The 23,208-nt window shown below is 41.1% G+C and carries 25 protein-coding genes and 1 riboswitch; of the genes, 17 read left to right on the top strand and 8 right to left on the bottom strand.

Annotated features, from left to right (window positions below; translation table 11 throughout):
• Positions 1 to 5: 5 nt before the first annotated feature.
• Together FLM54_RS01720 and FLM54_RS01725 are read left to right on the top strand one after the other, a co-directional pair.
• Positions 6 to 812, top strand: coding sequence for a DUF3034 family protein (locus tag FLM54_RS01720; protein ID WP_218651646.1), 807 nt, complete (start codon positions 6 to 8; stop codon positions 810 to 812).
• Positions 812 to 1,231, top strand: coding sequence for a group 1 truncated hemoglobin (locus FLM54_RS01725; RefSeq protein ID WP_178954772.1), 420 nt, complete (start codon positions 812 to 814; stop codon positions 1,229 to 1,231). The genes FLM54_RS01720 and FLM54_RS01725 overlap by 1 nt, the downstream gene beginning before the upstream one ends.
• A 42-nt stretch (positions 1,232 to 1,273) precedes the next feature.
• Here FLM54_RS01725 and FLM54_RS01730 read toward each other — a convergent pair whose 3' ends face one another.
• Positions 1,274 to 2,017, bottom strand: a complete 744-nt coding sequence (locus tag FLM54_RS01730; RefSeq protein WP_138607127.1) for a glycosyltransferase family 25 protein — start codon at positions 2,015 to 2,017, stop codon at positions 1,274 to 1,276.
• 131 nt (positions 2,018 to 2,148) lie between these two features.
• Between FLM54_RS01730 and FLM54_RS01735 the strand changes: the two genes are divergently transcribed.
• Positions 2,149 to 2,979, top strand: coding sequence for a sulfurtransferase (locus FLM54_RS01735; RefSeq protein ID WP_178954774.1), 831 nt, complete (start codon positions 2,149 to 2,151; stop codon positions 2,977 to 2,979).
• Position 2,980: 1 nt separating this feature from the next.
• Here FLM54_RS01735 and FLM54_RS01740 read toward each other — a convergent pair whose 3' ends face one another.
• Positions 2,981 to 3,331, bottom strand: a complete 351-nt coding sequence (locus FLM54_RS01740) for a DUF5522 domain-containing protein (protein ID WP_178954776.1) — start codon at positions 3,329 to 3,331, stop codon at positions 2,981 to 2,983.
• Between the two features lie 43 nt (positions 3,332 to 3,374).
• Between FLM54_RS01740 and FLM54_RS01745 the strand changes: the two genes are divergently transcribed.
• Positions 3,375 to 3,701 carry a hypothetical protein gene (locus FLM54_RS01745; protein WP_178954778.1) on the top strand — a complete coding sequence of 109 codons (327 nt, stop codon included), beginning with the start codon at positions 3,375 to 3,377 and terminating at the stop codon, positions 3,699 to 3,701.
• Positions 3,702 to 3,807: 106 nt separating this feature from the next.
• Here FLM54_RS01745 and FLM54_RS01750 read toward each other — a convergent pair whose 3' ends face one another.
• Entirely contained in the window at positions 3,808 to 4,776 is a 969-nt protein-coding gene (locus tag FLM54_RS01750; RefSeq protein WP_178954779.1) for a class 1 fructose-bisphosphatase, read from the bottom strand.
• 154 nt (positions 4,777 to 4,930) lie between these two features.
• Between FLM54_RS01750 and FLM54_RS01755 the strand changes: the two genes are divergently transcribed.
• Entirely contained in the window at positions 4,931 to 7,360 is a 2,430-nt protein-coding gene (locus tag FLM54_RS01755) for a zinc-dependent metalloprotease (RefSeq protein WP_178954781.1), read from the top strand.
• A 139-nt stretch (positions 7,361 to 7,499) separates the two neighbouring features.
• Entirely contained in the window at positions 7,500 to 8,273 is a 774-nt protein-coding gene (locus tag FLM54_RS01760; RefSeq protein ID WP_010390508.1) for a YggN family protein, read from the top strand.
• Between the two features lie 103 nt (positions 8,274 to 8,376).
• On the opposite strand, the gene rsuA is transcribed toward FLM54_RS01760, so the two are convergent.
• Positions 8,377 to 9,075 carry a 16S rRNA pseudouridine(516) synthase RsuA gene (gene rsuA / locus FLM54_RS01765; RefSeq protein ID WP_178954782.1) on the bottom strand — a complete coding sequence of 233 codons (699 nt, stop codon included), beginning with the start codon at positions 9,073 to 9,075 and terminating at the stop codon, positions 8,377 to 8,379.
• Positions 9,076 to 9,133: 58 nt separating this feature from the next.
• Between rsuA and zapE the strand changes: the two genes are divergently transcribed.
• Positions 9,134 to 10,255 carry a cell division protein ZapE gene (gene zapE / locus FLM54_RS01770; protein ID WP_178954784.1) on the top strand — a complete coding sequence of 374 codons (1,122 nt, stop codon included), beginning with the start codon at positions 9,134 to 9,136 and terminating at the stop codon, positions 10,253 to 10,255.
• A 60-nt stretch (positions 10,256 to 10,315) separates the two neighbouring features.
• Here zapE and galE read toward each other — a convergent pair whose 3' ends face one another.
• Positions 10,316 to 11,332, bottom strand: coding sequence for a UDP-glucose 4-epimerase GalE (gene galE / locus FLM54_RS01775; protein ID WP_178954786.1), 1,017 nt, complete (start codon positions 11,330 to 11,332; stop codon positions 10,316 to 10,318).
• 251 nt (positions 11,333 to 11,583) lie between these two features.
• On the opposite strand from galE, the gene FLM54_RS01780 reads away from it, so the two are divergent.
• Entirely contained in the window at positions 11,584 to 12,072 is a 489-nt protein-coding gene (locus FLM54_RS01780; RefSeq protein ID WP_178954788.1) for a DUF3016 domain-containing protein, read from the top strand.
• A gap of 62 nt (positions 12,073 to 12,134) precedes the next feature.
• Here FLM54_RS01780 and FLM54_RS01785 read toward each other — a convergent pair whose 3' ends face one another.
• Positions 12,135 to 12,425, bottom strand: a complete 291-nt coding sequence (locus tag FLM54_RS01785) for a hypothetical protein (RefSeq protein WP_010390514.1) — start codon at positions 12,423 to 12,425, stop codon at positions 12,135 to 12,137.
• 116 nt (positions 12,426 to 12,541) lie between these two features.
• On the opposite strand from FLM54_RS01785, the gene FLM54_RS01790 reads away from it, so the two are divergent.
• Positions 12,542 to 12,751 (top strand): hypothetical protein, encoded by a 210-nt coding sequence (locus FLM54_RS01790; RefSeq protein ID WP_013463951.1) that lies wholly within the window; start codon positions 12,542 to 12,544, stop codon positions 12,749 to 12,751.
• Here FLM54_RS01790 and epmB read toward each other — a convergent pair.
• The gene (epmB, locus tag FLM54_RS01795) at positions 12,748 to 13,761 is read right to left on the bottom strand and encodes an EF-P beta-lysylation protein EpmB (protein ID WP_178956829.1); all 1,014 of its coding nucleotides are present in this window, start codon (positions 13,759 to 13,761) and stop codon (positions 12,748 to 12,750) included. The two genes, FLM54_RS01790 and epmB, sit on opposite strands and share 4 nt — an antisense overlap.
• Before the next feature lie 40 nt (positions 13,762 to 13,801).
• Here epmB and efp point away from each other — a divergent pair, with 40 nt between their 5' ends.
• Together efp and epmA are read left to right on the top strand one after the other, a co-directional pair.
• A complete protein-coding gene (efp, locus tag FLM54_RS01800) occupies positions 13,802 to 14,368 on the top strand; it encodes an elongation factor P (protein WP_010390517.1) in 567 nt (188 codons plus the stop codon).
• 60 nt (positions 14,369 to 14,428) lie between these two features.
• On the top strand, positions 14,429 to 15,403 hold the full coding sequence (epmA, locus tag FLM54_RS01805) for an elongation factor P--(R)-beta-lysine ligase (RefSeq protein WP_178954790.1): 975 nt from the start codon (positions 14,429 to 14,431) through the stop codon (positions 15,401 to 15,403).
• Between the two features lie 270 nt (positions 15,404 to 15,673).
• Here the strand turns inward: epmA and FLM54_RS01810 are convergent, their stop codons facing one another.
• A complete protein-coding gene (locus tag FLM54_RS01810; RefSeq protein ID WP_178954792.1) occupies positions 15,674 to 17,773 on the bottom strand; it encodes a TonB-dependent receptor in 2,100 nt (699 codons plus the stop codon).
• A 102-nt stretch (positions 17,774 to 17,875) separates the two neighbouring features.
• On the opposite strand from FLM54_RS01810, the gene FLM54_RS01815 reads away from it, so the two are divergent.
• The 6 genes from FLM54_RS01815 to FLM54_RS01840 all read left to right on the top strand — a co-directional run bounded on the left by FLM54_RS01815 (position 17,876) and on the right by FLM54_RS01840 (position 23,197).
• Positions 17,876 to 18,274, top strand: a complete 399-nt coding sequence (locus FLM54_RS01815; protein WP_131690427.1) for an acyl-CoA thioesterase — start codon at positions 17,876 to 17,878, stop codon at positions 18,272 to 18,274.
• A 115-nt stretch (positions 18,275 to 18,389) separates the two neighbouring features.
• A complete protein-coding gene (locus FLM54_RS01820) occupies positions 18,390 to 18,788 on the top strand; it encodes an META domain-containing protein (RefSeq protein ID WP_283235058.1) in 399 nt (132 codons plus the stop codon).
• A 98-nt stretch (positions 18,789 to 18,886) separates the two neighbouring features.
• A riboswitch (TPP riboswitch) is annotated at positions 18,887 to 18,993 on the top strand.
• 141 nt (positions 18,994 to 19,134) lie between these two features.
• Positions 19,135 to 21,087: a phosphomethylpyrimidine synthase ThiC gene (thiC, locus tag FLM54_RS01825; RefSeq protein ID WP_131690428.1), complete on the top strand. Its 1,953-nt coding sequence runs from the start codon at positions 19,135 to 19,137 to the stop codon at positions 21,085 to 21,087.
• A gap of 110 nt (positions 21,088 to 21,197) precedes the next feature.
• Entirely contained in the window at positions 21,198 to 22,199 is a 1,002-nt protein-coding gene (locus tag FLM54_RS01830) for an FAD-dependent oxidoreductase (protein WP_178954794.1), read from the top strand.
• 6 nt (positions 22,200 to 22,205) lie between these two features.
• Positions 22,206 to 22,400 (top strand): sulfur carrier protein ThiS, encoded by a 195-nt coding sequence (gene thiS / locus FLM54_RS01835; protein WP_171039615.1) that lies wholly within the window; start codon positions 22,206 to 22,208, stop codon positions 22,398 to 22,400.
• 5 nt (positions 22,401 to 22,405) lie between these two features.
• Positions 22,406 to 23,197: a thiazole synthase gene (locus FLM54_RS01840; RefSeq protein ID WP_178954796.1), complete on the top strand. Its 792-nt coding sequence runs from the start codon at positions 22,406 to 22,408 to the stop codon at positions 23,195 to 23,197.
• Positions 23,198 to 23,208 lie beyond the last annotated feature (11 nt).

The raw sequence follows: 23,208 nt of genomic DNA on the forward strand, positions 1-23,208 counted from the left end.
TGAGCATGACACTCTTATTTTGCAGTACGCTAACTGTAGCTGCAACGGGAAAACTATTAGCAACACCGGGCGTGTCTCAAGTTGAAGGCAGTGCAGGAGGAGGGTTAGTTCCTTGGGCGCAGCTAGCAGGTTATGCTAGTGAGGACGAATGGGCTGTTAATGGCTTTTGTAGTCGTGCTGATGTAACAGATTACCGCCTAGATGCCTGTGGTGTGCAGCTTAACCTATTTAATCGTGTTGAACTGAGTTATGCCGTGCAGCAGTTTGATGTGCCTGCGCTCAATACAGAAATAGAGCAGTCAATTTCTGGGGCAAAAATTCGTTTATATGGTGATATAGTATACAGTAAGTGGCCCCAGCTAAGCATGGGTGTACAGCATAAATCACTGGATGATGGCACAGTTGCAAAGTTGGTTGGCGCAAAAAATACCAGTGGTATAGATGTGTACCTAGCAGCCAGTAAATTACATTTGGGCGCACTTGCTGGGTACAACTGGTTTTGGAATGTGACCACCCGTTACAGTAAAGCCAATCAGTTAGGGCTTTTAGGATATGGAGGGGCTAATGAAGGTAGCCATATTTTACTAGAAGCAAGTAGTGCGGTGTTTGTAAGTCGTGAACTTGCTATTGGTATTGAGTATCGACAAAAAGCCAATAACCTAGGTTTAGGCGAACAAGATTGGCGCGATTTATTTATAGCGTGGATGCCTAATAAACATGTCAGTGTAACGGCGGCCTATTTAGACTTAGGGCGGATTGCTGGTGTTGATAACCAAACCGGCTGGTATTTATCGGTTACGGGGTATTGGTAATGAAACTGAGTGTATTTATTTTTTGTTGTTTAAGCTTACTTTTAGGGTGTACAACACAACCTAACACCTCTTTGTATCAGCAACTAGGCGAACAAGCTGGGCTTGAAAAGTTAACTGACAGTTTTATTGTTCAAATAGGCAATGACAAACAGGTGTTTCATTACTTTGAACACAGTAATATTAGCCATTTTCGACAAGGGTTTATTAGTCATTTATGTTCGCTGGTGGACGGCTCTTGTGAATATAAAGGCGACTCGATGGTTGCTATCCATACTGGCATGAACATAAATGAAAAAGACTTCAATCACGTTGTCGATTTATTAATAAATGCAATGAACGAGCAAAATATCCCACATACAGTGCAAAATAAAATTTTAGCTAAAATGGCGCCACTGCGTGGCGAAATTATTAAGATTTAATTTTTATAATCAAATGCATACATGTAAAAACATGCTTGAGTATTACTCACCTGTAATCTTAGCAAGATCTGCCGTTTTATATCGTCTTTGCATATGAATACTCGATCTATGAATTAAATTTCTGATAAATGTACTGCGGTTGGAATGGGAGCCTGCATTAGCGCTTGTTATTTCACTAATAAAGCTTCGATCTTCGGCAACAGGGTAGGGTTTTATGCCAATCATATTTAGGCCTACTTCAGTGTGAAACTGCATATCGACATCCACCGGTCTAAAAAATGGTTTTCTTTGCAGTAGCTTTTTAGCGCCGCTTAGTGAAATGATGTAGCCTTGAGTGCCATTAGGTGCCTTTTTATAGTTGCCAACTGTTAGGCTGTTTTCTAATAACGTACTGTCAATAAATGGAAAGTTTCGATTATCAGATAGCTTGATTAAATCCCAGTTTTTTAATTTAAGCGCCGCGTCAACAACATCTTTAAGTGAAGCTTCAATGAAAAGGTCATCCTCCAATACAACACAATAAGCGATATTTTCATCGACCATTTTTTGCCAAAGGCGCATATGGCTTACATAGCAACCAATTTCACCTGCAGATAGGTTGCGATTGTAGCGTTTTTTATTTTTTTTCGGGCAATACCACTTGAGGATTTCTTGTTCACTAAGGTTTTTGCCAATGGTCGCTTCAAAACGTTCAGCATTTAAGTGCAGGCTGGTTAGTCGCTTTAGGGTTGTTTCCCAGCGGTCTTCGCAGCCTTGCATATTGATAATGTAAAAAGGGATTGGCATAATTTCACTTTATTTAGAAATATCAAAGCGGCTATTTTAGCATTATTATAATTTGTAACCAGTCTAAATTCTGTTTATAAACAGGCTGTAATAATATATAGCTATTTCATTTCCTCAAATTTGGCAAGATGATGAAAAATATAGTCAGTGCACAATGGTTACATGCGCGTTTAGAGCAAACTAACTTAGTTATTTTTGATGCAGGTATGCTACGCCCCTCAGCTGCAGGGGAGTATTCGCCCGTTGCTATGCTACCTAAAGCACAACGATTTGATATCAAAAAAGAACTCGCAGATACCTCAAACCCATTACCCAATACCTTGTGTAGTGCAGAGCAATTTACTCAGGTGATGCAAAAAGCAGGAGTGAATCACGATTCACTCGTGGTGATTTATGAAGATGCAGGGTTATTCAGTGCAGCTAGAGCCTGGTGGATGTTTAAAGCCATGGGATTTAGTAACGTTAAAGTGCTCAGTGGCGGTTTAGCCAAGTGGCTTGAACTTGGGCTTGTGGTTGAGTCAAATTATACACAAGCATCACTAAAAGGCGACTTTATTGCTCATTACCAACCTGGTTACTTTATTGATAAAAAGCAGGTGCTAAGTGCTACTAATGATGCCAATACAGTTATTTTAGATGCGCGTGCTTATGAGCGCTTTACGGGTAAAAATAAAGAGCCAAGAGCGGGTATGCGCAGCGGCCACATTATTAATAGCTACTCGCTACCTTTAAGTAGTTTATTAGAAAATGGCGAGGCAAAATCACTCGACTTTATACAAACACAGTTTAGTGAATTAGTCGGTAATGCAACCCAGTTACAATTTAGCTGCGGTTCGGGTGTTACTGCCTGTGCGCTTGCACTGTTCGCTGATGAATGCGGATACAATAATTTAAGTGTTTACGACGGATCGTGGAGTGAGTGGGGCGCTGATAGCTCACTGCCTATTGCTGTGGGTGGATAATTTAACTATAGGGACAATTTTTACACCCGTTTTTGCAGCAAGTACCACGTTTTAAAAAATACCACTTACTAAACACTATGTAATTATTCTGCATGGTGTAATCTAACCCTTCAATTAAATTATCATGGCTTCTAAATTGTTTAGCAAAAGCGATTTGAGCTTTTATTGGTTGAGTGTATATAGTCTCTAAATAGTTATTTATTTTAGCAAGAGTACATAAGCGGCATAAGCAGCTGGTTGCTGTATCATCGAGTGGTAAAATAGCAGGTAACTGATAACACCAACATGCGGTTATATCATTAACATTACAGTTAAGCGTTGTATTACATTGGCTGCAGTTTATCTGGGTCATTTTAGGTCTTATTAACAGTAGAGCAGCAAGAATAACAAACATTATGAATATACAAAAAGCATTGGCTGAATTTATTACATTTGGCGAGCAAAGAGATAGTGCCATTAGTGTGATTGTTTCAACCGCAGCAAACAATCAAACCTATCTGTACACACTCACAAAGCCTGTACTAATTAATGTACTTGCGCGTTGTTTAAATAAAGAAATTGATATTGACGATTTAGAGCTGTGGGCAAATGTCATTGAGTCGCGAGATGACATAAATTGCGCTAAGCATGAAGGCGTTATTTACGCGCTAAGTAATAGCGAGCAAATGGGTGAGTTGACTCATCAAAAGCTCGCACAGTTGTTAAAGCTATTACAACAGTAGCAGGTGGTTATCAGAAAATATTAAAGGTTTTAAGCAACAGTTTTCAGATGTTAGTAACCACCGCTGGGCTAATCTCTAGCTGACACCTGAAACCTGTTCTTAAAGTTTACTTATGATAGCTCAAGCAAGTTTCTACTTCGTCTTTAGAGCCTAAAATAACCGCAACACGCTGATGGATAGCATCAGGCTGAATATTCATAATACGCTCAGTACCTGTTGAAGCAATACCACCGGCTTGCTCTACTAACATCGCCATTGGGTTTGCTTCATAAAGTAAACGCAGCTTATTAGGTTTATTAGGATCTTTAGTATCAGTTGGGTAAGTAAATAAACCACCACGGCTAAGTACACGGTGAACATCGCCAACCATTGCAGCAATCCAGCGCATATTGAAGTTTTGAGCGCGAGGGCCTGTATCTCCGGCAAGTAAGTCATTAATGTAGTTTTGCATCGCTGGTTCCCAGTGGCGCTGGTTAGAGGCGTTAATTGCAAATTCATTAGTTTTAGCAGGAATAGCGGCAAAATCTTGGGTAAGTAAAAAGCTACCTTGGGTTTTATCTAAGGTAAACATGCGTGTACCTTTACCTGTTGTTAGCGCAAGCATAGTTGATGGGCCATACAGTACGTAACCTGCAGCCACTTGTTGATGCCCAGGTTGCATAAAAATCTTTTCATCAGCAGCATCTGAGCCCACAGGCGCTTTCATAATAGAAAATATAGTACCTACAAGTGAGTTAATATCGGTATTTGACGAGCCATCAAGTGGGTCAAATGCAACAATGTACTCGGCATCTGGGTTACCGGCAACAGTATAATCTTCTTCTTCAGAGGCAATCGCTTTAACTGTGCCTGACTCCAGCAATATATCTTTTAATAACTGATTAGATAATACATCGAGTTTCTTTTGTGTTTCGCCTTGAATATTTTCATCGAGGGTTGAGCCTAATACGCCCGATAATTCACCTTGACCGACGCGAAATGAAATTTCTTTACATGCCGCTAAAATTGTACGAATTAACGACAAAAGTTCTCTTGAACAGCCATCTTCTAGTAATACTGGTGGGAGTCTACGCATTCTTTTTTCCTGATAACGTGTTAAAACTAATCATAATGTGAGAGAGATTAGTTTAGAGCGCTGAAATTCGTCTTAAATAACTGTATTGTATAAATAACCCCCTATAATGGGGTACCTACATCGCATTTAAAACGCTAATAACAAAGATAAGATTATGCAAAAAATATCACGATTAAGTTACATACTCTTTACTGTGCTGCTCTGTATGATAACTCAAGCGCACGCAGCAATTAAGTCTATTGACGAATTTACTGAAAAAATGAACCATTTCCCTGGTTATTTTTCTTTCTTTTACGATACCCAAAACGGCAATGTGTATTTAAAAGTTGATAAACTTGAGCAACAATTTTTACTACAGCATAGCCTGCCTTATGGCGTTGGTTCTAACGACATAGGTTTAGATAGAGGCCAATTAGGCGGTACCTATTTGGTGCAGTTTGAGCGCTTTGGCAACAAGGTGATGTTACGTGCCGTAAATACTTACTACCGTGCAAACACGAGTAATTTAGCAGAGCAGCAAAGCGTTAAAGAAGCGTTTGCATCCAGCATTTTGGCAGGTTTTAAAGTTGTCGCTCAAGATGACAATGCTGCATTAATAGATTACACCCCTTATTTACTGAGTGACGTACATGGTGTAAGCCGTACTTTAGCTGCGCGCAAGCAAGGGCAGTTTAGCCTTGATGAGTCACGCAGTGCGGTATTTATGAATCGCTCAAAAGCATTTTTGAAAAATACTGAACTTGAAGCCATTCTCACCTTTAAAGGATCTAAACCAGGTAAATACGTTCGCCAAGTGAGTGCTGACCCTTACGCTTTGAGTGTGCACATGCACCATTCACTTATTCAATTGCCTGATGATAATTACACGCCTCGTAAATTTAGCCCGCAATCGGGTTATTGGAGTGTGGAGCATAAAAATTATGCAGCAGGGCTCGATGAGTCAATGTACGTGCGTTACATTCCGCGTCATCGGTTAGCAAAAAAAGATCCAAGCTTAGCAGTTAGTGAGCCGATAGAGCCTATTGTTTATTACTTAGATCCTGGGGTACCTGAACCAGTAAAAACGGCTTTATTAGAAGGCGGGCAATGGTGGAATGACGCTTTTAATGCAGCAGGCTATAAAAATGCCTTTGAAGTTAAAGTGCTACCAAGTAATGCTGATCCTATGGATGTGCGCTACAACGTTATTCAATGGGTGCATCGAGCAACTCGAGGTTGGTCGTATGGCAGTTCAATTATAGACCCACGTACAGGCGAAATTATTAAAGGCCATGTGACATTAGGGTCGCTGCGAGTGCGTCAAGATATCCTTATTGCTGAATCACTCGCTGCGCCTTATTTAAAAGGCAATGAAGTGGCAGGTACTTTACATGCAATGGCACTTGATCGTATTCGTCAACTCAGTGCTCATGAAATTGGTCATACACTGGGTATTGCGCACAACTTTGCTGCGTCAGTAAATAATCGAGCTTCGGTGATGGATTATCCGCATCCGTTATTGAGCTTTGCAGATAATGGTCAGTTAGATGTATCTCAAGGTTATGCTAAAGGCATGGGCGTATGGGATACGCAAGTGATCAAATATGGCTACAGTGATTTTACCGGCCAAGATGAAAGCGAAGCACTCGCTGCTATTTTGCAGCAAAATAAAGCACAAGGTTTGGCGTTTATTTCTGACAGTGATGCCCGTGCCAAAGGTGGGGCGCACCCTACAGCTCATCTTTGGGATAATGGTGGTAATCCAAGTGAAGAATTACTTAGAGTGCTTGATGTGCGAAAGCAGGCGCTTGGGCAGTTTGGTATTAACAATATAAAAACTGGGGTTGCACTGTCGCAGTTAGAAGAAAAGCTAGTGCCACTTTACTTGTTCCACCGTTATCAAGTTGAAGCGGTTGCAAAGCTTATTGCGGGCGTTGATTATGACTATGAAATTCGTAGTGATGCACCCGTTAAAGGCGCCCAAGTTGTAGCTAAAGAGGCTCAGCAACAAGCCGTTAATGCTATTTTAGCCACCCTAAAAGCAACTAATCTAACGCTGCCAGAGTCGATACTTTCCTTAATCGTACCTAAAGCGTATGGCGAGTCTAAATCACGAGAAAGTATAGTGGGTCGTACCGGCTTAACTATGGATGCACTTGCATTGCCTGAAGTGGCCGCGCAGCATAGCTTATCGCTATTACTTAATGCTCAACGATTAAATCGATTAGCACAGCAGCAAGCACGTGATAACCGCTTTTATAGCCTAGATGAGCTACTTAAACAGTTAAATAAGCAAGTGTTTAATGTATCAGCACCTGCCACCATGACAGGAAAAGTAACACAACGAGTACAGTACCTAACGGCAAAAGCCATGGCTGATCTTGTGGCTAACGACGGTTTAAGCCCTGAAGTGCAAGCGCAACTGCATTTCTATTTAAGCAAACTTGCTGATGAGTTTAATCAGCACTCTTTGCTAGGCCACCCTGAAGTGGGTGACAGCGCATTTAAAAACTATTTATCGTCGCAAATTAATCAGTTTTTAACAACAGGCCAGTGGCCTGATAATTTTAAAGCCCTGCCAATACCACCAGGCTCACCTATTTAATAGTACAAGCCAGAGGATAAAGGCGCTGTGTAAACGTTACGTTTCATGGTGCCTTGTTTTTAGGGTGTTACTTTTGCTTGCATAAAGTTGGTTTTTTGTTAATCTAGCCACCCCCTATTTTAGTCTTTTTGAGGTGTTTATGGCGTTTTTATCTCGTTCGATATTGGCGTTATCAATGGCACTTTTAAGCTCCAATGCAATCGCACAAAAACAATGTGATGTTGAACTTCGTCATGGTTTAATTATTACCGATGATGTGATCCGTATTGTTGATAAAGGCCAAACAAGGGTGCAAATTAACAATAATAATCAATTGTTTATTCGAGGCTACTGGGTCGATTTAAGCACCGACGAAAGCAAAGTGCTAGAACAATTTAGCAATGGTATTCGTCAAACAGTTCCTGAGTTGGTCGATTTAGCGACCGATGGCGTTAACCTAGGACTCAGTGCTATTGAGCATGTTGTTGAGGGCATGTCAGATAAAGAACCCGAAGTGCTAAAAACGCAATTACAATATGTAGAGCGCGCACTTATGGATAAGTTTAAACGTGGCGACGATTTCTTTTTTATAGCTCCTCAATCGCTTTCCCAAATTGATGATTTTTTTACTAAAGAAATTAGTCAAAAAATACACTCAGCTGTACATGGCTCTTTGGGTGCTATTTTAATGTCGCTTGGGGATGCGTTTAAATCTCGAGAAGGCAATATAGAAGACCGCATGAACGACATGGGGCAACGCATGGATATCATCACCAAAGAAATCGATAAGTCGTTACAGAAAAAAGCCCATCAATTAGAACTTAAAGCCTCTGAATATTGTGAATGTTTAAACTCTCTAGATATTACTGAGTCTCGGCTGCAAGCGATTGTACCTGGGATGACAGACTTTGATTTAGTACAGATTAAATCGTAAGAACAGAGATTAGGCAAGATTATAGAAGGCAACGAGCATCGAGCCTAGAGCGGCAGGTGAACAGCCCGAACCTCGTGAACCATTTCCTATCACCTAAACAACCTCACAGTTTTATCTCTGCGGCAGTTAATGGGCGGTATTCACCTGCAGCCAAATCTTCACCTAACTTTATACCCGCAATTTGTTCACGATGTAGTTCAACTACTTTGTTATCTACCGCTGCTAGCATGCGTTTCACTTGATGGTACTTCCCCTCAGAAATCGACAAACGTAAACCGTAACTCCCTTCGCGTTCAGCAATAGCAGGGCGAGTTAAATCTTTTTCATTGTGTAACTGTACACCATCGCGTAGTTGCTGCAGTGCATCGTCGGTAATCGGCTCTTGGGTTTCGACTAGGTAGGTTTTAAACTTATTCTTTTTCGGCGAGGTAATTTTATGTGACCAGTCGCCATCATTAGTAATAAGCACTAGGCCTGTGGTGTCTATATCTAAACGCCCGGCAATGTGAAAGTCGGCCATGTTTGGCTCATCAAGCAAATCAAATACGGTTTTGTGTAACTCATCTGAATTAGCGCATACATAACCTACCGGCTTATTGAGCATAAAGTAGCGTTTACCTAAAAACACTAATGGCTGATCATGAAATAACACGTCATCTTGTTGAGTAACTTGAAAGTCGAATGCCGTGATCACCTCGCCATTAACGCAAGCCACTTGGCTTTTTATTGCTGCGCGGGCTTTTGAGCGTGGTAACTCTGCTAAATGGCTAATAAATTTATCTAAACGGCAAGGAAATTTCATGTTGTTCACATTTTTAGTCGGCTACAATGGCCGCGAGTATAGCGGATAGTGAAATACCATGACAGAGCCCAGCACAGAAATTTTAAGCCTATACCATAGCAAGGTTTCATCAGGAGAGCTTGATTTCGATGCGGCGCAGCACCAAGCCGTGAGTGCGTTACAGTCTTTAAGTGAGCAATTAAATCAGCCTGCAAGCTGGTGGCAAAAAGCACCTTCAATAAGGGGAATATATTTATATGGCCCTGTTGGCCGAGGTAAATCTATGTTGATGGACTTATTTTATGAAAACTTACCCACAGAGAAAAAGCAGCGCCTGCACTTTCATCATTTTATCGAAAAAGTTCATGCTCAATTGGCCAAGTTACAAGGGGATAAAAATCCGCTGCAAATAATTGCTAAACAGTGGGCCAAAAAGATAAAAGTGCTGTGCTTTGATGAGTTTTTTGTTAGTGATATTGGTGACGCCATGATCATGGCTCGGTTATTTAACGCTTTATTTGAACAAGGCGTGGTGCTAGTAGCAACCTCTAACGCAAAACCGGAGCAACTTTATTACAACGGTCTGCAACGCGCGCGATTTTTACCAACTATCGATTTAATAAATGAACATTGTCGCGTAATTAACGTAGCGGGGGAGGAAGATCATCGCTTTAGATACGGCAGAAGTAGTCGTCATTATTTTATTAACTTGCCCGATGCTGAATTTGAGGCTGGGTTTTTATCCGCACATTCTCAAGCAATGCGTAATAATACAATAACTGTGCATGGCCGAGTGCTTCCTTATTTATTAAAAACTGACGATGCTTTACTGATTGATTTTATGGCATTGTGCTCAGGCCCTCGTAGCGCCAATGACTATATGTTTTTAGCAGAACAGTTTTCGGTAGTATACATCGCGAATGTGCCAATAATGGGAAAAGAGGCAACTGGTAAAGTTATTGTACATGGTATAGAAGACAGTTATCAGCGCGAAAAGCAGCAGTTAGATGAGCATACTTTCGATGATGAAGCTCGGCGCTTTATTGCCTTAGTCGATGAGTTTTACGATTGCCACAAATTACTGGTAATTAATGCCCAGGCCGACATAAACGAGTTATACCAAGGTAAAAAATTAAGCTTTGAATATGCGCGAACCCAGTCACGGATTGTAGAAATGCAAAATTGGTATGTACAACATTAAAACACCGCATTTAATTTAAATGCGGTGTTTTAATTTTAAGCTGATAACTTAAAGAAGCCTTTATGACTTATATCCATTTGGATTATTTGACTGCCAGCGCCAAGTATCTTGCATCATGACATCAATACCGCGCTCGGCTTGCCAGCCTAGTTCACTAAGCGCTTTTTCTGGCGCAGCATAACAGGATGCAATATCACCAGGGCGACGAGGTGACACCGCATAAGGGATAGCTTGGTCGCTAGCCTTAATAAACGCATTGACCATTTGTAATACTGAATAGCCGTTACCGGTACCAAGGTTATAAATAAGTGCGCCGGTTTCTGCGGCTATTTTATCAAGCGCTTTTAAATGCCCTAAGGCTAAATCTACAACGTGAATGTAATCGCGTACGCCAGTACCATCTACCGTGTCGTAATCATCGCCAAATATAGCGAGCTGCTTTAATTTACCAACCGCAACTTGTGAAATGAAAGGCAGTAAATTATTAGGAATGCCATTAGGATCTTCACCAATTAAACCTGACTCATGGGCACCAACAGGATTAAAGTAGCGCAAAATAGCAAACGCAAAGCGCTCATCTGATTTAGCGATATCTTGCAGCATCATTTCAACCATTAGTTTAGACGTACCATATGGGTTGGTTGTACCGCCAACGGGGAAATCTTCGCGTATTGGTAAGCTTGCAGGGTCACCATAAACTGTTGCAGATGAGCTAAATACCAGTTTAAACACACCCGCGTCACGCATAGCATCAACTAGTGTTAATGTGCCTTGTACGTTATTTTGATAATACGCGATTGGTTTTGCTACCGACTCACCAACCGCTTTTAAACCTGCAAAATGAATTGCACTATCAATGTTATGTTTTGCAAATACTGAGTCTAAAAAGGATTTATCTAAAATATCACCTTGATAAAAAGTAATTGCTTTACCGGTTATTTTTTTCACTCTCTCAAGTGATTCTTCAGAGGAGTTACTTAAGTTATCGATAACGATAACGTCGCTGCCTTGCTGTAAAAGTTCTAAAACGGTGTGTGAGCCAATATAGCCTGCGCCACCGGTTACTAAAATTGCCATGAATGCTCCTTGGAAACCTCTGTTCAATTACCCTAATTTCACCATAAATAATGAGTTTTTACATGTATTATTTTATTTGCTTTGTAATAGTATGATCGTAAACCGTACTTTCGATTACATTTTGTGCAATTTTAATAACACCTCAGCGTAAAGATTAAGTTATAGTTCATATGTAATTGCTAAAGTGATGTATAGCGATTTGTAAAATATTCAATTGATCACAATGATCAAAATACTCGTTGGAGAAACGTATGAACTTAGTTAAAAAAATAGCAATGTTGATGTGTATTGCACTACCGAGTGTTGTTTGCGCGGGTGAGGCTCAAGTGAAATGGCATGACTTTAATGATTATCGCGATGTACGCCCATCCAACCAAACTAAAGGCTCATACCATAAGCAAATAGCCAAAAGTATTGATGAACACTTTGCAAAGCTCAGCGAGCAACTTCCTAAAAACTACAGTTTAAACATTGAAGTAACCGATTTAGATTTAGCCGGAGACGTACGCTATGGCGGTGTTAACGAAATCCGAGTGGTTAAACCTATTCACTTTCCACGCATTGAATTTAATTATGTGCTTAGTGATGAAAGTGGCGTTGTCGCACAAGAAGATAACGTAAGCTTAAAAGATATGGGTTTTATGGATAAAATCAAAATGGGTCGAGATGAAGCATTTTACTACGAAAAACGCTTATTAACAGAGTGGTTTGGTGAACAAATTTTACCGCGTATCAAGTAAGCTAAAGCTAATAATGCAAAGCATCTACTTTGGTAGACGCTTTGCAAAGCAGTTGCTCATTTTTATTTAAAGGTCGCTAACAAGGTTAGTAAGTTTTGTAGTTTAATAACTGCTTGTTTTAGCTTTTCTTCGTCTAAACCGTCGCTTGATAAGCTTTCTACATCAGCGGCAACGTCTAAAACGTACGGCTTAAAGCGTTTAGCTTCAAAGCTAAATCCAGCGTCCTCGGCAAATAAGGCTTTAAATTTTCCGTGGCCTTGCTGTTGTAACTCATCGAGTTTTTTATCAGCATCAAGCGCCTGACGGTAAACAATTTTTAAGTTGGCGTTGAGTTGTTCAATTATAGAATCCATGGTTTTCCTAAAGCTTAGTGCAATGTTGCCGATAAATACTTAAGTGGGTTGGTAAAGTAATTTACCAATTCAGCGACTATAATACGTGTATTACATTTAAATGTCAGGTGTGAGTTATGAATATATCAGGTGGAAATCTACCTACAATCCCTGGTGCAGGCCAAGGCGCAGAGGTTTTAACTGCTGCTTTATCTAAAAAGCAACAGCAAGCTGATGGCGCCGCTGCACTTGCGCTTATTGAAGGTGCTACACAAACCTCAAGTGCACAAACACCGGCTAAGTCGGTTACTGCAACACTTGGGAATAATGTAAACGTTTATGTTTAAACCAATTTGAGGTCGATAGGGGTTTTACTTTTTTGGCCTCCTATTTCTCTAACTAGTTTAGGCACTAAAAATCCTGGCAGGGTCTCTAAAAGCTCTGCCATTATTTTTATGGCTTGTGCCTCATCTATATCAAAATGACTTGCGCCTTCTACTTTATCTAGTAAGTGTAAGTAATAAGGCAATACATTTGCATCAAACAACGCTTCACTTAAGTTTATTTGCGCATCAACTGTATCGTTCACGTCTTTTAAAATAACCGCCTGATTTAATAGCAGTACATTGGCTTGTTTTAGCATGTTCATGGCGTTTTTAAAGTCACTATCTATTTCGTTAGCATGGTTAATATGATTCACGAATATAATTTTTAGTGGTGACTTTGCTAATCTTTCACATAATTGTTCAGTAATGCGTGCAGGGATCACAACGGGTAAGCGGCTGTGTATGCGCATCCGTTTTATTTGTGGTATTTGCTCAAGCTCATCTAAAAACCAACTAATAGCATCGTCTTTGGCCATTAGTGGATCGCCACCACTTAAAATCACTTCGTTAATATTTTTATCAGCTTTTATATAGCTCAATGCATCAATAAGGCTGCGTTTATTTAACTGGTTTTCTTGATAAGGAAAATGGCGTCTAAAGCAGTAGCGGCAATTTACCGCACAACCAGTTTTAAACATGACTAAAACACGCGACTTATATTTATGTAACAGACCTGGTTGATTGTTATCTTGCTCAAGTAGCGGATCTTTATTAAACCCTGATTTAGTTAAAAACTCTTGATGGCGAGGCATAACTTGCAGCAATAAAGGATCATTTGCATCGCCGTGACGAATTTTTTTTATAAAAGGCAATGGCACACGAACAGGAAACAAGCTACGAGCTTTTATGTCGTTTTCATGGACTTGGCTCGATAAACCAACCATTTCTAACAACACTTTTGGGCAGGTAACTACATTTGCTAATTCTTTTTGCCAGTTTTTATGCAAATTTGCTTCATTTCTTTGTATCATTGGCACGTAGATTACTCGAAAAATATAAATAGAGGAAACGATGGCGAATTATAGCACCAACGAGTTCAAGGGCGGCCTAAAAATTATGATGGACGGCGAACCTTGCAGTATCTTAGAAAATGAAATGGTAAAACCGGGTAAAGGCCAAGCGTTTAACCGTGTTCGTATCCGTAAGCTTATCTCTGGCAAGGTACTTGAAAAAACCTTTAAATCGGGTGAATCGGTTGAAGGTGCTGATGTAATGGATACCGATTTAGCGTACCTATATACAGACGGTGAATTTTGGCATTTCATGAACAATGAAACATTTGAACAAATCGCTGCTGACGAAAAAGCACTGGGCGATGCTGGAAAATGGTTAGTTGAAAACGATGTATGTACTATTACATTATGGAACGGCAGCCCAATTGCTGTAACTCCACCAAACTTTGTTGAGCTTGAGATCACTGAAACTGATCCGGGCCTTAAAGGTGATACAGCGGGCACGGGTGGTAAACCAGCAACGCTTAGCACAGGTGCTGTAGTACGTGTTCCATTATTCGTACAAATTGGCGAAGTAATTAAAGTAGACACTCGTAATGGTGAATACGTGAGCCGTGTTAAGTAAGCAGCAACGCGTCTTATTAATTAAATCCCGGCTTAAGCTGGGATTTTTTTTGGAGAAAATATGTCAGCAGATCTTTGGAAGCCGAGTGCCAGCATAGAAATACTTAAGCAACGCGCAGCAATTATGCGCAGCATTCGGGAATTCTTTTATGAGCGTAATGTAATGGAAGTCGAAACACCGAGTTTAAGTGCTGCCAGTGTAACCGATGTACATTTAGCCAGCTTTAATACTACATTTGTGGGCCCAGGCCATGCTGGTGGGCTACCCCTGTTTTTACAAACATCTCCAGAGTTTGCGATGAAACGCTTGTTAGCGGCCGGCTCAGGCGCTATTTTTCAGCTTTGTAAGGCATTTCGAAATGAAGAAGCGGGCAGTCATCATAATCCTGAATTTACTATGCTCGAATGGTATCGGCCTGGGTTTGACGAATTTGCTTTAATGGACGAAATAGATCAGCTGATGCAGCTCATTCTTGAGGTTGCTCCTGCAGAGCGCGTTACCTACCAAAAGGCATTTGAACGCGCGTTAGGGGTCGATCCATTAACTGCCTCTATCACGCAGTTACAACAACTCGCATGCGAACATGGCTTTGCTGATATTGCTAAAAACGAGACTCATAAAGATACCTTGCTGCAATTATTATTTTGTATGAAAGTAGAGCCGACTATTGGCCAAGAAATTCCCTGTTTTGTGTATCACTTTCCAGCATCACAAGCGGCACTGGCACAAATTTGTGAACACGATGAGCGAGTAGCAGGGCGCTTTGAGTTGTATTATAAAAATATGGAACTGGCTAACGGCTTTAATGAGCTCACTAATGCTAAAGAACAAGCAAAAAGGTTTAACGAAGACAACACCTATCGTGCTGCTAACAGCTTAAAGCAAGTTCCTATTGATACGCGTTTAATTGAGGCATTGGAACATGGTTTAGAGCAATGTGCGGGGGTTGCATTAGGGATTGATAGACTCGTGATGCTAGCAACCAATAAACAAAAAATAAAAGAAGTGATTGCGTTTGATGTGGCAAGAGCTTAGGTGAATTATCGCTTCGGGTGACTGGCGACGAGCTTCGGGCGGCGAGATTCGAGCTGATGTGCGTTCCCGCCTATATAAAATCTAAATACAATGCTTGGTTAATTTTTTGCTGACCGCCAAAACCTGAAGGCTACATTTTTAACTGTACTTTGCTTTAACCATTTGGATTGCGTGCGCTGCATCAAGCTACTCGCCTACACAAAACTAAAACACCGCGTTTGCATTAAACGCGGTGTTTTCTATTCTCGAACTGACAACTGGTTCGCTGTATTACAGATTAAGTGTAAACGTAACGCCGGCTACACGTGGCTCACCTAGTTGAATATAAGTTTGGCTTGTATAGCCATCTAACGGATTGTTACCAAATTCAAAACCGCGAGTTGGAACGGTTTCATCAAACACATTACGTGCCCATGCACGAACTGCCCAGCTTTCAGCCTCGTAACCAAGGCTTGCATTCACTAAGTTTGTATTTGGAGCCTGTGCATTATGGCTGTCTGAGAAGTAATAATCGTCTTTGCCTTCAACGCCTAACATTGCATATAGCTCATCAGTAACATTGTAGCGTGCACTAAATGCGTATTGATATTTAGGCGCTTGTGCTTGTTCGCGGCCATCTTGGTTTAAGCCCGATTTAGTCACAAAGTCGTTTATTTTCGTATCTAAATAGCCAGCACTACCACTAATGAGTAAATTATCAGTAAGTAAGTAGCTACCTTCAATTTCAAGGCCGTAGTTGCTGCCAGAGCTGGCATTGGCGACATAACCGGTAAATTGTTGATCTGATACTTGCCACGACTTTAATTGAATATTATCGCGGTGCATATAAAAAGCAGCTAAACGCAGAGTAAACTTGTCATCTAGCGATGAGCCTTTAACACCAAACTCACCACTCCATAAGTACTCTGGATCAAAGCTGGTATGCTGTTTGAAAAAATCAGCATCTAAGCTTAAACCTTCATCTTTTGCTTTTGCTAGCGCTTCTGAATTAATACCACCGGCTTTGTAACCGCGGGTGATACTGGTATAAATCATAGTGCGGTCAATAACTTGGTATTCAAGTGCAATTTTACCACCGAGCATAATATCATCAGTTTCTTCAATAAAGCCGTTACTATCGGTGTAATCACCTTGGTATTGCTCAACTCGTAAACCAGTAATAAGCGTAGTTTTTGGGCCTATTGATGTGGCTAATTGGCCATAAGCTGCAATGTTATTAGTTTCATAGGTTGAAGCAAACGGATTGGCTAACCACGTATATTGACGCTCTAAATCCACATCACGGTTTTGATAGTAAATACCCGCAACCCAGTTACCTGCTTTACCAGTAAATTTCAGGTCGAGCGCTTGATCATCACGATCGCGGCTATAAATATCTGTTGAACTATAACCATAAGGATGTAAACCGGCGGCACATAATTGCGGCTTATTAGTATCGTTACACACCCAGTCTTCATCAAAGCTATAAAAAAGTTCTGTATCAATAGCTGAAAGGTTTAAGCTCACATCAAAGGCATCAAAACCAGTGTAAGTATTATTCAGGCCAATAGCATAACTTTGTTGATTATCTTCGCCTGGTTGATCAGCAAGGCTGTTGCGAGAATTATCAAGAGTAAATGCATCGTAACCGTTATTAATATCAATATAATGCAGGTTAAGTTCTGAATTTAAATGAGCTGTAAGCTGGCTGTTTAATTTAAAGCGTGCAACTTGCTCATCTTGATCTTGAGTGGGTTTATCTAAATAAATATTATCGACGTAGCCGTCAGACTTTCTGCGAAAGTAGCTAACGCGGGCACTGGTGTCATCTGTTAAACCTGTACTAGCAGCAAGGCCTGCTTCGTGGCTGTTATAAGTGCCGGCACCTAAATGTAACTTTAAGCTAGGGTCGCTGGTTGCACTAGCTGATTGCATTTGGATCATGCCCGCCATACCATCTGCACCAAAACGTGTACCTTGAGGACCGCGGTAAATTTCTACTTGGTCAATATCAAACAATAATGAACTACCACCTAAGCCTGAATAATTAATACCGTCAATTACTAAGCCCACAGATGGATTTATCGGGTCAACAAACTGCGAGCGTAAACCAACACCGCGAATTTGAATATAACGACCGCGAGACGCACCAGCAGCAAAGTTTACATTGGCTGCACTGGCTAACATTTCGTCTAAATACGTTGCACCACGTTGATTCATTTCATTTTCAGAAAATAAGCTGGCACTGGCGCTTAATGTTTGAATGCTTTCTTGCTGAAAGTCACCGGTAACAATGATTTTCTCTAGTTCGGTGTCATCTGCGTTAGCATATATAGGTGCTGCGAGCAGGGGTAATAACGTGGCTGTAATTAAAGACAAACGTAAGTTCATTAGGTTACTTAACTCCATTTTAGGGACTTGTATGGTAGCAATTATTTCAACACTTGTGCTATAAACGCGACAATTATACGTTAAATAATTGGGATTACTAATATGGCCTTTAAAGTAGACTTTAAGGTGCGCGACTACGAATGTGACTTACAAGGTATTGTAAATAACAGTGTTTATTTTAATTATCTTGAGCACGCTCGCCACGAGTTTTTATACGCACACGGCGTTGATTTTGCACAGCTTGCAAAAGATAAAATTAACTTAGTGGTGATGCGCAGTGAAATGGATTACAAACATTCCCTATTGCCTGGAGATGAGTTTTATGTGGCGGTAGAGCCTGTGCGTATTAGTCGTCTTAAGTTTGCATTTAAACAAACGGTAGTGCGCAAACAAGATGAAAAAGTGATGCTCAATGCCTTAGTTATTGGTACATCAGTTAATGAAAGAGGTCGTCCATTTTTACCACCACAGATAGATGACTTATTCCAAGCCGTTGCATAGTTTTAAATAGCATGAATTTTAAACAAAAATTTACATTTAAAATATGCATTTTTAACGGATAAACCTGACAAATATTGATACTATTACATTAATTAGACACTAAGTTTGTAATAACATGAAATTAGCAGCAATACCGATGCTTATAATCGGTTTATGTGTTGGTTGCGCATCAACAGGGACAGTTACCACTGAGCAGCTAAAATATACACAATGGCAATTATCAAAGGTTGATGATTTGGCCATTCCCGCGTCCTTTAAAGCATCAATGAGCTTTATCGATGCGCTACAAATAAACGGCTTTACCGGATGTAATAAGTTCTTTGGTGAAGGCTCACTTGAAGACAGTAGCCTGAGCGTAAGCAAATTAGGTATGACACGTAAATCATGTGGCCCTGAACTGGATGAGTTTGAACAACAGTTTTTACAGGCTCTGCAGCAAGGTGCAGTGCTTAACATGCAAGACCAAACATTGGTAATGCAAGCTGAACAAAAATTTGTGTTTATCCCAAAATAATTTTTGAGTTTTGAAAAACAGCCCCTTGCAGGGAATTTTCAACTGGCGTACACTCGTCGCAGATTTGATCAAAACATTATCAAATCAACGAACAATTCAAATACTTGTCGGAGTGCCTAAGTTTTATTTAGGCTGAGATCGCGAAAGCGGGATCCGTGAACCTGATCAGGTTAATACCTGCGTAGGGAACAAGCTGCCTAACTAGGACGCTTGTGCGTCTTTTTTTATGCGCACAAAAAAGCAACCTCCGTCTTAGGCCGCAAAGTCGCATAAAGCTACTTTACGATCTTTCTCTATTCCTCAGCGGAATATCTGACAAGACAACCCTTTAGCAATGAGGTAAGTCATGTCAAATACAACAAATAAAGCCACCCGTCGCGAAACTCGTGCGGCCGCATCAGATTATATTTATAACTTAACCGGTCAGCCGTTTCCAAGCTCCCATAAAGTATACGTTGCAGGTAGCCAGCAAGGCGTACGTGTGGGTATGCGTGAAATCACATTGAGCGATACTTTTATTGGTGGTGATGAACAAAACCCAGTGTATGAGTCAAATGCACCACTGCGTGTTTACGATACATCAGGCCCGTATACCGATCCTGAATTTAAATTGGATGTGCGCAAGGGACTTAATAAATACCGTGAACAATGGATTGAGAGCCGTAATGATACCGAAGTACTCGAGTCGGTAACCTCACAGTTCGCACAGCAGCGTATGGCTGATGATGGGCTAGATCATATTCGCTTTGAACACCTTCCAAAAATACGCCGTGCAAAAGCAGGTAAAAATGTCACCCAAATGCATTATGCCCGCCAAGGGATAGTCACCCCAGAAATGGAATATGTAGCGATACGTGAAAACATGGGGCGTGCGCAAATACGTGAAGAGTTACTAGCTGCGCAGCATAAAGGGGAGTCGTTTGGCGCGAGTATCCCTGAGTTTATTACTCCTGAATTTGTGCGTGATGAAATTGCTCGTGGACGCGCTATTTTACCTAACAATATTAATCACCCAGAAACCGAGCCTATGATTGTTGGTCGTAACTTTTTAGTTAAAGTTAACGCCAATATAGGTAATTCATCAGTGGGTTCATCTATCGAAGAAGAAGTTGAAAAAATGGTGTGGTCAACCCGTTGGGGTGCCGACACCGTAATGGATTTATCAACAGGACGTTACATTCACGAAACCCGTGAATGGCTGGTACGTAATTCGCCAGTCCCTATTGGTACTGTTCCAATTTACCAAGCACTTGAAAAAGTCAACGGCGTAGCAGAAGACCTAACCTGGGAAATATTTCGCGATACTCTGATTGAACAAGCAGAACAAGGCGTTGATTACTTTACCATTCATGCTGGTGTGCTATTACGTTATGTGCCAATGACAGCAAAACGCGTAACCGGTATTGTGTCACGTGGTGGCTCAATTATGGCTAAATGGTGTTTAGCGCACCACAAAGAAAACTTCTTATACACTCACTTTGAAGATATTTGTGAAATTTTAAAACAATACGATGTGTGTTTTTCACTCGGTGATGGTTTACGTCCGGGCTCTATTGCCGATGCGAACGATGAAGCACAATTTAGTGAGCTACGTACCTTAGGGGAGCTGACAAAAATAGCTTGGAAACATGATGTACAAGTGTTCATAGAAGGCCCTGGACACGTGCCTATGCATATGATCAAAGCCAATATGGATGAGCAGCTTAAACATTGCGACGAAGCGCCATTTTATACCTTAGGCCCACTGACCACAGATATTGCCCCTGGGTATGATCATATTACTTCGGGTATTGGTGCAGCGCAGATTGCTTGGTATGGCTGTGCCATGTTGTGTTACGTAACACCTAAAGAGCATTTAGGTTTGCCAAATAAAGAAGACGTTAAAGAAGGCCTTATTACCTACAAAATTGCCGCTCATGCCGCCGATTTAGCGAAAGGTCACCCAGGCGCACAAGAGCGAGATAACGCGCTATCAAAAGCGCGCTTTGAATTTAGATGGCATGACCAATTTAATATTGGTTTAGACCCTGTTCGCGCCCGTGAATATCATGATGAAACACTGCCGCAAGAATCAGGCAAAGTGGCGCATTTTTGTTCTATGTGTGGCCCTAAATTTTGTTCCATGAAAATAACCCAAGAAGTACGCGACTACGCCAAAGATCTAGAAGCGCGCGGTATTGATCCTAATAACGTGGGTGATGCCATTGAAATCAAAATGGTTGATGTTGAGGCCGAGATGAAAGCCAAATCTGAAGAGTTTAAGCAAACAGGCTCAGAGATTTACCATAAAGCAATATAAAATAGGTTGCGGGTTGCGGGTTGCGAGCATCGAGTAGCGAAATGTTTATTTTAGCACCTTGTTGCTCGAAGCCAGAGACCCGCAGCTCGCAGCTAAATGTAGGAGTGTTTATGTTTTATAACATTGCTGTGGTGGGTTTTGGTTTAGCAGGGCGGTTGGCCGCGCTTGAGTTAAGTAAGCAACATCGTGTTACCGTATTTGAAGCCGATGATGAACATACTCAGAACAGTGCCGGTAAAGTGGCAGCAGCGATGCTAGCCCCCCTAGCTGAGTCTGTTATGTGTGAACGTGAATTGGCTTTAATGGGAGTGGATTCTATTACTCGATGGCCTGCTATTTTAGAACAACTAAATAGCGAGGTATTTTTTCAACAGCAAGGTACTCTAGTGGTTGCTCATCCGCAGGATAAAGGCGACTTACAAAGCTTTGCACAGCGAATCAAACCGTTACTAAATTTTAGTGCTCAAGCAATTAATGCACAGCAAATTGAGCAACTAGAACCTGAACTGGCTGGTCGATTTAGCCAAGGCCTATTTTTGCCCGGTGAAGCACAAATAGATAACCAAGCCTTTTACAAAGCCAGTTTTAGGTTGCTAAATAAGCGCAAAGTAAAGTTTGTATTTAATCAGCGCGCCAGCATCTTTGATAACAAAGTGAATAATCGAGAGTTTGATTACATTATTGATTGTCGAGGGCTTGGAGCCAAACAAGATCAGCCCCTTCGAGGCGTGCGCGGGGAAGTGGCAAGACTCTATGCACCCGAGGTTAATTTATCTCGGCCAGTGAGGTTAATGCATCCGCGTTATCCTATTTATATAGCACCTAAGCCGAATCATGAATATGTGATTGGTGCCACCGAAATTGAGTCTCAAGATAGCGGGGCGGCAACGGTGCGTTCAACGTTGGAGTTACTTTCAGCCGCTTATACAGTGCACAGCGGTTTTGCCGAGGCTCGACTGTTAAATATTCAAACCGGGCTTCGACCTGCGTTTAGCGATAACTGCCCACAAGTTACACAATTAGGGCAGGTAATTAGTATTAATGGATTATACCGCCATGGCTACATGCTCGCGCCGAGTTTAGTTGCTGATGCTGTTGCCAGAATAGAGTGAGGAATGATGGATATAATAATTAATGGTAAAGCGCTCACCCTAACAAGAAGCGAACTAAAACAGTGTTTAATTGAGTATGGTGCTAAAGCACCGTTTGCAGTAGCCATTAATGGCCAGTTTGTACCTCAAGAGCAACATGCTAACTACACACTTAATGATGGTGATTGCATTGATGTGTTATCTCCGATTCAAGGAGGGTAACCATTATGTTACCTCCCGATAATATCACTATTTATGGCGAGCAATTTTCAAGTAGATTACTGATTGGCTCTGCGCTTTACCCATCTCCCGTGACGATGACTAAAGCAATTAATGCTTCAGGAGCGGATATTGTTACTGTGTCTTTACGTCGCCAGCAAAGCGTAGCTGCAGGAGATGATTTTTGGCAACTTATAAAGAATACAGGGCTCAAAGTTTTACCTAACACAGCAGGATGCCACAGTGTTAAAGAGGCCATTAATTTAGCTAAAATGTGTCGAGAAGTATTTGCTACCGATTGGATAAAGCTGGAATTAATTGGCGATGACTATAACTTACAGCCAGATCCTTTTGCTCTGCTTGAAGCCACTGAGATTTTAATTAAAGATGGGTTTAAAGTACTGCCTTACTGCACCGATGACTTAGTGCTTTGCCAACGTTTAGATGAATTAGGCTGCGAGGTGCTAATGCCATGGGGCGCGCCAATTGGTACCGGTAAGGGATTATTAAATAGTTATAACTTAAAGGCGATACGGGAGCGTTTACCTAACAGCACATTAATTGTAGATGCTGGGTTAGGTTTACCATCGCATGCCTGCCAAGCCTTAGAATTAGGGTATGATGCGGTATTATTAAATTCAGCCATAGCGGGCGCGGGTTGCCCTATTACCATGGGACGTGCATTTAAAGCAGCTGTTGAAGCAGGGCGCTTTGCTTATAACGCCAAAGCAATGCCAGAAAAAGACGTTGCGGCCCCATCAACCCCCACAATGGGTATGCCATTTTGGCATCAAACGTAAAAAATTAGGAA

Origin of the sequence: Pseudoalteromonas sp. Scap25 (assembly GCF_013394125.1) — a bacterium.
In the GTDB taxonomy this organism is placed as follows: Bacteria; Pseudomonadota; Gammaproteobacteria; order Enterobacterales; family Alteromonadaceae; genus Pseudoalteromonas.